The following is an 11,793-nucleotide window of genomic DNA, read 5'->3' as shown; positions in this document are numbered from 1 at the left end:
TCCGGGGAGGACCGATGATCTCGGGCGATCGATCCATGTCGCTCACGGCTCTGGCCCGCACGGGGTTCTCCCGCCTGGCCGAGGCAGACGCGATGCTCGACGAGCTCGAGGGGCTCGTCGGCACCGGCCGCGACGAGGCGACCGCGCTCGCGCAGCGCGTGCCGAGTCCCGATCACGCCCTGTCGGCGATCGTGCAGGTCGCCCGGCGTGATCCCGACGCCGTGCGCGCCGCCGCGGCGGACGCCGGTGCGTGGCGTGCGCTCTGGGACCTCACGGGCGCGTCCGACGGCTTCGCGGAGTTCTACCTCCGGCATCCCGACGAGCTGGCGCTCCTGAGCGGTGCCGGGCTGACCGTGCCCGACGAGCAGACCATGCGCGCCGAGCTGCTCGCCGCGGTCGGCGACGTCGACGGCTTCGCCGAGGACGGGACGGATGCCGCCTGGGTGGCCCTGCGCATCCGCTATCGCCGTCTGCTGGCCCGGATCGCGGCGTTCGACCTCGGTCAGCCGGAGCCGGCCGACGTGGTGCCGATCGTCGCGTCGGCGCTGGCCGATCTCGCCGGCGCCGCGCTCGAGGCATCCCTCAGCGTCGCCCGGACGCGCATCTCGGGGACAGGCCCGGCGGCGTTCCCGCGCGCGCAGGTCGCGGCGACACGGTTCGCCATCATCGCGATGGGGAAGGCGGGGGCCCGCGAGCTCAACTACGTCAGCGACGTCGACGTCATCTTCGTCGGGGGGACCGCGGACGAGGACACGGTGTCGGAGGCGCGCGCCCTCGACATCGCCACCCGCCTCGCGGTGCAGACCATGCGCGGGATCTCCGGGCCGGAGATCGAGCCGCCGCTGTGGGAGGTCGACCCGAACCTCCGCCCGGAGGGCAAGCAGGGCGCGCTCGTGCGCAGCCTCGGCTCGCACCTGCAGTACTACGACCGCTGGGCCAAGAGCTGGGAATTCCAGGCGCTGCTGAAGGCGCGGGCCATCGCGGGCGACGCGGCCCTCGGCGAGGAGTACGTCGCGGCGGTCCAGCCGCTCGTGTGGCACAGCGCGGGACGCGAGAACTTCGTCGAGGGCGTCCAGCGGATGCGCGAGCGCGTGACGGACAACATCCCCGCCGCGGAGGTCAACCGCCAGCTGAAGCTCGGGCCGGGCGGCATCCGGGATGTCGAGTTCACCGTGCAGCTGCTGCAGCTCGTTCACGGACTGACCGACGAGCGGATCCGCCAACGCGGCACCCTCGATGCCCTCGACGCGCTCGTCGCCGAGGGGTACATCGGGAGGACCGAGGCGGAGGCGTTCGGCCGGGACTACCGTCTGCTCCGCCTGCTCGAGCACCGGCTGCAGCTGCGCGGGCTGCGCCGCACCGCCCTCTTGCCGGAGAAGGACGACGACCTGCGGATTCTCGCGCGCGCCTCGCGCCTCTCGGACACCGCGGCCGGGGTCCAGGCGGCGTGGGAGGCCATCAAGCGCGAGGTGCGCGACATCCACGTGCGTCTGTTCTACCGTCCGCTGCTGTCGGCGGTGGCCGCCTTGCCCGAGGGGGAGCGGACGCTGTCGACCGCGCAGGCACGCGACCGACTCGCGGCCATCGGCTTCCGCGACCCGGCGGGGGCGTTGCGGCACATCGCCGCGCTGACGACCGGACTCAGCCGCAAGGCCACCATCCAGCGCCACCTGATGCCGATCATGATCCGGTGGTTCGCCGACGGGGTCGACCCCGACTACGGGCTGCTCGTGTTCCGCCGGATCAGCGAGCGTCTCGGTAGTACGCCCTGGTTCCTCCGGATGCTGCGCGACTCCGCCGGCGCCGCCGAGAGCCTGACGCGCGTGCTCTCCGGCTCGCGGTACATCGGCGAGCTGATGGAGTGGATCCCCGAGTCCGTGGCCTGGCTCGACGACGACGCGCTGCTGCGTCCTCGCACGGGGGTCGCCCTGCAGGAGGAGGCGCGGGCGATCCAGACACGGTGGGCCGACATCGACGACGCGATGCGCTCGGTGCGGGCGCTGCGCCGACGCGAGATGCTCCGGGTCGCGATGGCGGCGGTGCTCGAGGTGGTCTCCCTCGAAGAGCTGGCGGATGCCTTGACGACCATCACCGAGGTCACGATCCAGGCCACGCTTCGCGCGGTGCGCCGCGCGGTCGTTCCCCCCGAGGACGACGACCTCGACTTCTCGGTCATCGCGATGGGCCGCTTCGGCGGGCGCGAGATCGGATTCGGATCGGATGCCGATGTGATGTACGTCTACCGGGCGAACGGCGTGGATCCGCAGCGGGCCAGCCGGCTCGCGTTGAAGATCGTCGCGGGGCTGCGCGAGCACTCGGAGGATCACCGGCTCCCGCTCGAGCTCGACGCGGAGCTGCGGCCGGAGGGGCGCAGCGGCCCGCTCGCCCGCTCCCTTGAGGCGTACGCCGAGTACTACCGGCGCTGGTCGCTGTCGTGGGAGGCGCAGGCGCTCCTGCGAGCCCGGGGGGTGGCCGGGAGCGTCAAGCTCATCGACGCGTTCCTGGCCCTCGCCGACGAGGTGCGGTATCCAGTGAAGGCGGATGCCAACGGACTGCGCGAGATCAAACGGATCAAGGCGCGCGTCGAGAACGAGCGGCTGCCGCAGGGCGCTGACCCGGCGCGTCACCTGAAGCTCGGCCCGGGGTCGATCAGCGACGTCGAGTGGCTCGTGCAGATCCTGCAGCTGCAGCACGCCCGTGCGGTTCCCGGCATGCGGACGACCTCGACGCTGGGGGCTCTGTCCGCGGCGGTCGACGCCGGCATCATTCCGTCCGAGGCGGGGGAGCGGCTGGCCGCGGCCTGGCACCTCGCCAGCCGCCTGCGGTCGGCGAACACGCTGCTGTCGGGACAGACCAGCGACGTCCTGCCGGCGGACCGGGCCAAGCTCGACGGCATCGGCCGCATCCTGGAATACCCGCCGCGATCGGCGACGCGCGTCGAAGAGGACTACCTCGGCGCGACGCGGCGCTCCCGCCGGGTGTTCGAGAAGCTCTTCTACGGGTGAGTCGAGCGGGGGCGCGCGCGCGATCGTTGCGCGGGCGCCCCGGGCTCGGGGCTGTTCCGGGCGTCACGGTCGATGCGCGTGAGTGGCCCCGGCGAGTCTCTTCCGGGCGTCACGGCGGGACGTGAGCCGCGGCCGCCTCGCGAGAGCGCCCCTGCGGGTCAGAGCTTCATCAGTCGTTCGCGCACCTCGCGGCGGAGGACCTTGCCGATGAGGGACCGGGGCAGGTCGTCGACGACGAACACGCGGCGCGGGACCTTGTACGGGGCGAGGCGCGATCGGCAGAATTCCTTGATCGCCTCGGCATCCACGTCCGTCCCCTCCCGGACGACGATGGCGGCCGCGACCTCCTCGCCGCCGCGCGGGCGGGTGAGTGCGACGACGGCCGCGCCGGCGACGTCGGGGTGGGACGAGAGCACGTCCTCCACCTCGCTCGGCGACACGTTGAAGCCGCCGGTGATGATGATCTCCTTCAGGCGGTCGACGATCGACACGAAGCCGTCGGGGGAGACGGAGGCGATGTCACCGGTGCGGAGCCAGCCCCCGTCGATGAGCGTCGCAGCGGAGTCGGCGGGACGGTTCCAGTACCCCTGGAACACCTGCGGCCCGCGCAGCAGCAGCTCGCCCGTCTCGCCGGCCTCGAGGTCGCGCTCGGGGTCCTCCGGGTCGACGACGCGGATCTCCGTGCTGGGGAACGGCACGCCCACCGTGCCGGGCCGGCGCGACGGGCCGATCGGGTTGCCGAGCGCGACGGGGGACGACTCGGTCATGCCGTAGCCCTCGACGAGCAGACCGCCGGTCGCGTCCTCCCAGCGAATGACGGTCGGCACGGGCAGGCTCATCGCTCCCGAGATGGCGAACCGGATGGTCGACAGGTCGATCGATCCGCGCGAGGCGGCGCGTGCGAGCTGGTCGTAGATGGGCGGGACGGCCGGCAGGAACGTCGGCGGGCTCTTCTTGACGGCGGATGCCACCAGCTCGAGGTCCCATTTCGGGAAGAGCACGAGCTTGGCGCCGATGCTCATCGCGAAGGTGAGGTTGAGGGTGAGGCCGTAGGCGTGGAACAGGGGGAGGACGCCGTAGAAGGTCTCCTCGCCGTCCCGCAGCCCGGGCACCCACGCGCGACCCTGCATCGCGTTGGCACGCAGGTTGCGGTGGGTGAGGATGGCACCCTTCGGCGACCCGGTCGTCCCGCTGGTGTACTGCAGCAGGGCGATGTCGCCGAGCGACGGTCCCTCGACCTTGCGCGGGAGATGCCCGTGGGTGAGCAGCGTCTCCCAGCGTCGGACGCGCTTGGACCGGGGCGTCGCGGTCAGCTGCGCGCGCGCCGCCCGCGCCTTGGGGATCGGGAGCTTGAGCGCGAGGCGCTTTCCGAGCGGGAACGCGGCCGTGATGTCGACGCTGATGATGTGCTCCAGCGCGAGGTCGGGCGGGAATCCGGCCACCGTGTCGGCGATCTTGTCCCAGACGACGGCGAAGCGCGCGCCGTGGTCCTCGAACTGATGCCGCAGCTCCCGCGGCGTGTAGATCGGGTTGTGTTCGATGACGATGGCGCCGAGCCGCAGCGCGGCGTAGAACGCGATCACGTGCTGCGGCGAGTTCGGCAGGACGAGCGCGACGCGGTCACCCGCGCGGACGCCCAGCCGCCGGAGGCCTTCGGCGGCGCGGTCGACCTGATCGCCGAGCTCCCGGTAGGTGAGCGTGGCCCCGAAGAACTCGAGGGCGGGGCGCTTGCCGTGGACGCGGACGCTCGCGGCCAGCATCTCGGGGAGGGTCTGCGACGGTTCGTCGATCTCGTGCGGGACACCCTCGGCGTAGGAGCTCAGCCACGGACGCGATGCGTAGGGGGAGGTGGGCATGGCATCCATCCTCCCGTGGCCCGCGGATCCGCCGGTGGACCTTGACCTGGAGGGATGCCGCGAACTTCTCACCGCTTTCGTGCTTCCCGTGTTGGGCGGCGGCGCCGGAATCGGAGGACGGTGCCGGATTCGGACCGCCTACGCGATCTGCTCCGATTCCGTGTCACTCGTCCGAATCTGCGGGTTTCGGGTGCGGGGGCTTCTGGTCGAACGGCTCGAAGAGGGGCGTGTCGCGGGGGCGTTCCAGCGGGGGGAGGCCCACTCGCTTGAGCGAGTCGGCGGTCACTGGGTGTGCTTCTGGTCGAACGGCTCGAAGAGGGGGGTGTCGTGCGGGCTTTCCAGTGAGGGGAGGCCGGGGTCTTCGGGCCTGCCTGTGTAAGGTCCGCGGAGCCGGTCGAGCAACGGATACGCGTTGCCCGGCGCGCATGTCGAGGTGGCTCGTATCTCCAGGACGTCGATCGTGCCCTCCGCGGCGACTCCGGGCACGAAGTCGATATCGAGTCGGGCGACGCGGCCTTCCTTCTTCGAGCCCACGATGACGATGTTGTCGATACCGGGGCTGTACGTCTTGATGGGCTCTACATACCATCCGTCCTCCTGCAGCCAGGTGTGCAGCTCCGTCATTCGCTGCGGTCCCCGTTCGTGGAACGAGAAGTCGAGGGGGAGCTTTCGCCGGAGGAAGAAGTCGTAGCCGTTCTGCCCGCATGTCAGGGGGACATCGCCGTACTCCCAGACACGCCAATCACCGTCGTAGATCTGCTCCTGCACCTCGGCGACGGTGCGTTTGAACTCGGCGTTGACGGCCTTGGCTTCGGCGAATGTCGCATCGTCGGCTGGGGGCTTCACAGGGGACACATTCGGACCTCCACATCCGGTCAAGACGGTCGTTGTGAGCAGGCAAGTGACGGTGAGAAGCAGACGGATGCACCGTCCGTTCCGCATCACCGAAGCCCCCCCACTTCGTCGTAGGCTTCCCGCATTTCGTTGACCAGGTGTTTGAATGACTCCGCCCAGGGGTCGAGGTAGCCCGTTTTCTCCATCCGGTGGAACTCGGGATATAAGGTTCCGTCAGGTCCCGCGCCCCATCCCACGACCTCGTCGCCAGCGCTTTCTCGCGCGTTGTGGCCGTCGGTCGCTTCGCCGTACTCGCCCTCAGGAGAACCGAACCCCGGCACCCACCCGCCGTCTGAGCCGAAAACGTGCACGCCGTCGACTTCGCGGGGGTCTTCGCTGTGACGACTACCCAGCCACGACTTGCGGCCCCACTCGGCGATGCCATCGGCGTCGGCGTGAGTAACTGAGACCGCGGTCCGACCGGCGTCGATCTGCTCTGCCAACGATTCACCTGTCTGCGGGGTGATGCCTGCCGATCCGAAGAGCCACACATGCGAGACGAGACCTGGATTGTCCGCCACAGCTTGGGTGGTCATCGTCGTCCCAAGCGAGTAGCCGGCGGCGTTCAGCTGCGCACCGGGGTTCAGCTGCCGTATCCCCTTCCATGTCTCGGACAGACGAGCAGCCCCCGCATCCGGACCGTCTATCCCCCACACCGTGGGGAGGTCGCCCGAATCCCAGTCCATCACCAGGACGAGCGCCACATCGGAGATATGGTCCGTGCGATCCAGTTCGTTCGAAAGAGTGGAGTAGAGGTCAGCGCCGGTTGAAAACCAGTCGGGCAGCGATCGCAGGTTAGTCGAGAGCCCGTGCGTGATCGTCGTCACCTGTGTGGCTCCGTCGATGTCGCCATACGCAAGGTTGGCACGTGGAGATCCGTCTGCGTCGGGGAAGAGACTCAGAAGTGATGGCATTGTGTCATCGTCGAGGGGCTGACGCAGCCTGGACTGCACTTCGCCAAGCTGTGACCGTGTCCCGTCGTCGAGGTCGTCTTGGGCCAGCATCCGTGAGAGTCCCTTCTGATTGAACAGGTTCCTCTGCGCCGTCGGAATCCCGTTCAAGTTCCCCACCGCGAGCGGCGCCACGGTCATGAGCTGACCCAGCGGGCCCGTGTTCCATTCACCGTCCTCCGCCGCCGAGGACGCCGCGGCCATCTCCGCGAACAGTCGCGCCGCGCGCCCGGCGTCGACGAAGGCGATGGACTGAAGGAAGTCGGGATGATCCTTGAGCCACGTGGTGGCATCCCTTGGGTCCGTCTTGGACAGCCACTCGATGCGGCGCTCCGTCGAACGGCCGAGCACGTGCGTCAACTGCTCCGAGAGCGTGCGGGACGTGGTCGCGGCTGCCGGGGCGCCGGGATAGGCGCGCTCGACGAAGCCCCAGAAGTCTTGCGAGACGCGGACCTCGCTCCCGGCGCCGTCGTGCACGGTCGTGCCGCCGGCGATGCCGCGCAGACGCGACGACAGACGGTCCTCCGCCTCCTCCACGTCCTCTTCGAACTGCTGGACGTCGCGGCGCAGATCGTCGAGCGCTTCCTCGGCGGACTGCAGCACCTGATGTGCTGCCACTCGCGCCCACGTCGTCGTTTCGAGGACGTGCACACCGGCCTCCGTTCGCTGAGCAGACCGGTACTCGGCCTCCGCTCTCATCGACCCGTCGGCCGCGGTCTCGTACTCCGCGACGACCGTCGGGATACAAGCCTCCAGCTCGGCCCGACGTTTCCGGAGTGGGGCGAGGTCCTCCGTCTCCGCCTGCGAGAGCGCGTCGCGGGCCGTCCGGAGCGCATCGGCGAAGAAGCCGGCATCCCGTGCGGGAGACGCGAGGAGAGAGCCGACCTCCTCCGTCCCCGCGACGTCGAAGACGTCGTGTTCGCCGAGCCCCCGCCAGCGTTCCTCCACGTCCGCCATCGACCGTGACGTCTGCCCGGCAATGAGCTCCAGCCGCGCACCGAGATCGCTCAGAACCGCCTCCTCGACCACCCGGGGCAGGTCATCGACGCGGGGCACCCTCATCGTGCGCTCGCTCCGAGGCCCTCGGGCAAGGCGAATCGCCACTCCGTCAGAGCCCGCGTCTCGGCCTCCGCTGCACTGACCCCCATGTCGACGTCGCCGGTGACGATCGCGACGGTGGCCGCACTCACCGCCGATGCGGCGGCGGCCACCACACGAGCGAGCCGACCCGGGACGGATCGACGTTCCTCCAGGAACGCCCACCACCCGGCAAGGAGGGTGCGGCGGCCGTCGACGACCAGACCCTCCCCGTCCAGGGCGGCATCCGTCATTCCCGAGATCGCCGGCGCCATCTCCGCCCCGGCGTCATCGACACCCGCCAGCACCCCGATGACGCGGTCCGGGTCGACTCGATAGTGGCTCACAGTGGTCCTCCCAACAACGCGACCACGATGCCGTGCGGGGGAGGTCGGGAGGCGGCATTTAGCCCGCGGACGACGTCGAATTCACCCGGGCCGCATGCACACGGAGCTGCTCGAGGGCTCCTCGTAGGGGGCGCCGGAATCGGATCTCGGCGCCGGAATCGGACGGATCGCCGCGAACGATCCGAATCCGCATCGCACATCCGAATGCGCACCGGTCGCAGGACCCCGCGGCGGGACTCAGCCCCCGGCATCCATCGCCGAGGACCCCGCCACGTCAGTCCCTCATGTCGCGGTCGACCACCACCGGAGGACGCGCAGCGCGAAGAACGTCAGCCATGGGGAGGGCAGGCCGGCCGGGACGTCCACCGGGAACCACTCGCGACCCACCGGAGGGTCCTGCTGATGCCAGGTGCCGTCGGCGTCGCGCGCGTTCCGCACGACCTCGACGGCCTCGGCAAGGCGGGGGTCCGGTGGCGTTCCGTCGGCCTCCGACGCCGCGCGGAAGTGATCGAGCACCCGCAGCGCGGTGTACCGCCAGCGGAACGGGTAGCCGAACCGGTCCACCGACGGCAGCACCTCGTCCGTCGACAGCCGATGCCGCACGCGTCGCTCGAGGATGTACTCCTCGCCCGCGTGCCGGGCGGCCCGCAGCTCGGGAGTCCCGCCGGTGCGTCGCTCGTCGTCCAAAATGTGGATCACCGCGTTCAGCGTCGACGCGAAGGACGACCGCGTCGAGCCCTCCACCCACTCGCAGTTCCAGCCCCCGTCGGCGAGCCGGTGCTCCACGAACCAGTTCCGGATGCCATCGACGTCGGCCCCGAGCCAGGCGCCGTTCGCGAGGGTGAAGGCGTTGATGCACACGTCCACCTCGCCGCCCCAGTACGGGAGGTCTTCGTACTCCCACCGTGCGTTCCGGTCGAGCAGCGCCGCAGTCCCGGGCCGGAGGGCAGTGGCATCCACTCCCCATTCCCTCAGCGTGTTCAGGGACCAGGTCGTCGCGGTCCACGGCTGGCCCGGTTCCTCGCGGCTCGCGTCGGCGGGGAAGTAGGCACCGCCCGCCCAGAGCCCGTCCTCGTCCTGGAGGGCGAGCAGACGCGCACCGTATCCCTCACGTGCGACGAGGGCGCGGGTGGCCTCCCAGGTCGCCGGGGGCGCGTCGAGGAGATCGCGTTCCACCTTCCACCGCAGGCTGGGGTCGCTCTCGCGCAGCCAGGCAAGGACCTCGTCGTCGGTCATGTCCGTCTCCGTCGTCGGGTCACGACGCGCTGCGCGCCGCCCGCTTCTGCTCCTGGAACACCCGGATCGCCTCGTAGCGCTCCGCCGACCGCGCCTGCCGTTTGGCCGCCTCGACCTCCCGGATCTTCGGCGGCGCCGATGTGACGAGGTCGTCGAGCAAGTGACGGAGGGATGCCTCGATCTCGCTCACCGCGCGATCGAAGACGTCCTGATTGGCGCGCGACGGCGTCGTCGTGCCGACGATCTTGCGGACGAACTGCAGGGCGGCGTCGTGGCACTCGGCATCGGTCGCCGGCGGCGTGAAGTTGTGGAGGGGGACGATGTTCCGGCACATGCGGACAGGGTAGGGCGGGCCGGGGACATTCGGAAGAGCACCCCCGCACAGCACGACGCCCGCCCCGCGGAAGGCGGGACGGGCGTCGGGTCAGCCGTTCTCAGACCCCGAAGTACAGCTCGTACTCGAAGGGGTGCGGGCGCTGGGCGATCGGCTGGATCTCGTTCTCGATCTTGTACTCGATCCAGGTGTCGATGAGCTCCTGCGTGAAGACGCCACCGGCGAGGAGGAACTCGTGGTCGGCGCGCAGGGCCTCGAGCGAGTCCAGCAGCGAGTTCGGAACCTGCGGGATGTTCTTGGCCTCTTCGGCGGGGAGCTCGTAGAGGTCCTTGTCGACGGGCTCGTGCGGCTCGATGCGGTTCTTGATGCCGTCGAGGCCGGCCATGAGCTGCGCAGCGAACGCGAGGTACGGGTTGCCCGAGGCGTCGGGGGCGCGGAACTCGATGCGCTTGGCCTTGGGGTTGGAACCCGTGATCGGGATGCGGATGGCCGCCGAGCGGTTACCGGCCGAGTACACCAGGTTGACCGGCGCCTCGAAGCCCTTCACCAGGCGGTGGTAGCTGTTCAGCGTCGGGTTGGTGAAGGCGAGGACGGCGGGCGCGTGGGCCAGCAGGCCACCGATGTACCAGCGCGCGATGTCGGAGAGCCCGCCGTAGCCGGTCTCGTCGTAGAACAGCGGCTTGCCGTCGTTCCACAGCGACTGGTGGGTGTGCATACCCGAGCCGTTGTCACCGAAGAGCGGCTTGGGCATGAAGGTCGCGACCTTGCCCCACTCCTCGGCCGTGTTCTTGACGATGTACTTGAACTTCAGGATGTCGTCGGCCGCGTGCACCATGGTGTCGAAGCGGTAGTTGATCTCCTGCTGGCCGCCCGTGCCCACCTCGTGGTGCGAGCGCTCAAGTACGAAGCCGGCCTCGATCAGCTTGAGGGTGATGTCGTCGCGGAGGTCGGCGGTCTTGTCGACCGGCGAGACGGGGAAGTAGCCGCCCTTGTACGGGGTCTTGTTGGCGAGGTTGCCGCCCTCTTCCGCGCGGCCCGTGTTCCACGCGCCCTCCTCGGAGTCCACCGAGTAGAAGCTCGAGTTCTGCTTCACCTCGAAGCGGACGTCGTCGAAGATGTAGAACTCCGCCTCGGGGGCGAAGAAAGCGGTGTCGGCGATACCGGTCGAGGCGAGGTACTTCTCCGCCTTCTTGGCGACCTGACGCGGGTCCTTCGAGTAGATCTCGCCGTTGCGCGGGTTGTAGATGTCGAAGATCATGACGAGGGTCTTGGCCTCGCGGAACTGATCCAGGTACGCCGTCGTCACGTCGGGGATGAGCTGCATGTCCGACTCGTGGATGTTCGCGAACCCGCGGATCGACGAGCCGTCGAACAGCTGCCCGACGGTGAAGAACTCCTCGTCGACAGTCGAGGCGGGGATGTTGAAGTGCTGCTGCACACCCGGGAGGTCCGTGAAACGGATGTCGAGGAACTTGACGTCCTCGTCCTGGATGAACTTGAGCACCTCGGACGAATCTTTGAACATGAAGACTCCAGAGGTAGAACATTCGGGATCGACCGGCGTGGCCAGCCTCCACGACCCTATCCAGAACCAGTTGCTCGGCGAAGTCCCGCATGTTTCGGGCATGTTACGCGGCGGCGATTACGCTGATCACGTGAGTGCCGCTCCCGCCAACGATTACCCGGGTCAACGACTCGGCCTGCCCCGCGAGGGACGCGGCTCCGTGGCCCGTCCGGGCCGCCGTGTCGGAGCACTGTTCGTCGACTACGGCGCGGCGTATCTGATCTCCGGCTTCTTCGGCTGGGACAGCCTGGCGATCCTCGTGATCTTCGCCGCCATCCAGATCGTCTTCCTCCCGACTCTCCAGGGGAGCCCCGGGCATCGTCTGTTCGGTCTGCGCCTGCAGCGGCTCGACGGCGCGTGGGCGGGCCTGTGGCGCCCCGTCGTCCGCACACTCCTGCTCATCGTCGTCATCCCGGCGGTGATCTGGGACGCCGACCAGCGCGGACTCCACGACAAGGCGGCGGGCACGATCCTCGTCCGTTCCTGACCCGGCGCGACCGTCCGTGTCTCGGACGGCTCCGTCGGGGTCC

9 protein-coding genes are annotated in these 11,793 nt (G+C 69.5%); 2 read left to right on the top strand and 7 right to left on the bottom strand.

Annotation, left to right across the window (positions count from 1 at the left end):
• Nucleotides 1–14 precede the first annotated feature (14 nt).
• Entirely contained in the window at nt 15–3,005 is a 2,991-nt protein-coding gene (locus ACO03V_RS08545; protein WP_423137286.1) for a bifunctional [glutamine synthetase] adenylyltransferase/[glutamine synthetase]-adenylyl-L-tyrosine phosphorylase, read from the top strand.
• A gap of 158 nt (nt 3,006–3,163) precedes the next feature.
• Here the strand turns inward: ACO03V_RS08545 and ACO03V_RS08540 are convergent, their stop codons facing one another.
• The 7 genes from ACO03V_RS08540 to glnA form a co-directional block, all read right to left on the bottom strand.
• Nucleotides 3,164–4,861 carry a long-chain-fatty-acid--CoA ligase gene (locus ACO03V_RS08540; protein ID WP_423137285.1) on the bottom strand — a complete coding sequence of 566 codons (1,698 nt, stop codon included), beginning with the start codon at nt 4,859–4,861 and terminating at the stop codon, nt 3,164–3,166.
• Between the two features lie 282 nt (nt 4,862–5,143).
• Nucleotides 5,144–5,707: a hypothetical protein gene (locus ACO03V_RS08535; RefSeq protein WP_387054743.1), complete on the bottom strand. Its 564-nt coding sequence runs from the start codon at nt 5,705–5,707 to the stop codon at nt 5,144–5,146.
• A gap of 95 nt (nt 5,708–5,802) precedes the next feature.
• A complete protein-coding gene (locus ACO03V_RS08530) occupies nt 5,803–7,761 on the bottom strand; it encodes an alpha/beta hydrolase (protein ID WP_423137284.1) in 1,959 nt (652 codons plus the stop codon).
• 2 nt (nt 7,762–7,763) lie between these two features.
• Nucleotides 7,764–8,129: a hypothetical protein gene (locus tag ACO03V_RS08525; RefSeq protein ID WP_367726925.1), complete on the bottom strand. Its 366-nt coding sequence runs from the start codon at nt 8,127–8,129 to the stop codon at nt 7,764–7,766.
• 282 nt (nt 8,130–8,411) lie between these two features.
• On the bottom strand, nt 8,412–9,365 hold the full coding sequence (locus tag ACO03V_RS08520; protein ID WP_423137283.1) for a squalene cyclase: 954 nt from the start codon (nt 9,363–9,365) through the stop codon (nt 8,412–8,414).
• Nucleotides 9,366–9,384: 19 nt separating this feature from the next.
• Complete coding sequence (locus ACO03V_RS08515; protein WP_367726922.1) at nt 9,385–9,699, bottom strand: DUF2277 domain-containing protein; 315 nt, start codon at nt 9,697–9,699, stop codon at nt 9,385–9,387.
• Between the two features lie 100 nt (nt 9,700–9,799).
• A complete protein-coding gene (gene glnA / locus ACO03V_RS08510; protein ID WP_367726921.1) occupies nt 9,800–11,224 on the bottom strand; it encodes a type I glutamate--ammonia ligase in 1,425 nt (474 codons plus the stop codon).
• A 130-nt stretch (nt 11,225–11,354) separates the two neighbouring features.
• On the opposite strand from glnA, the gene ACO03V_RS08505 reads away from it, so the two are divergent.
• Nucleotides 11,355–11,750: an RDD family protein gene (locus tag ACO03V_RS08505; protein ID WP_367726920.1), complete on the top strand. Its 396-nt coding sequence runs from the start codon at nt 11,355–11,357 to the stop codon at nt 11,748–11,750.
• Nucleotides 11,751–11,793: the final 43 nt, after the last annotated feature.

This window comes from Microbacterium sp. HMH0099, from assembly GCF_049384025.1.
In the GTDB taxonomy this organism is placed as follows: Bacteria; Actinomycetota; Actinomycetes; order Actinomycetales; family Microbacteriaceae; genus Microbacterium.
This window is presented reverse-complemented; position numbering and strand designations above follow the sequence as displayed.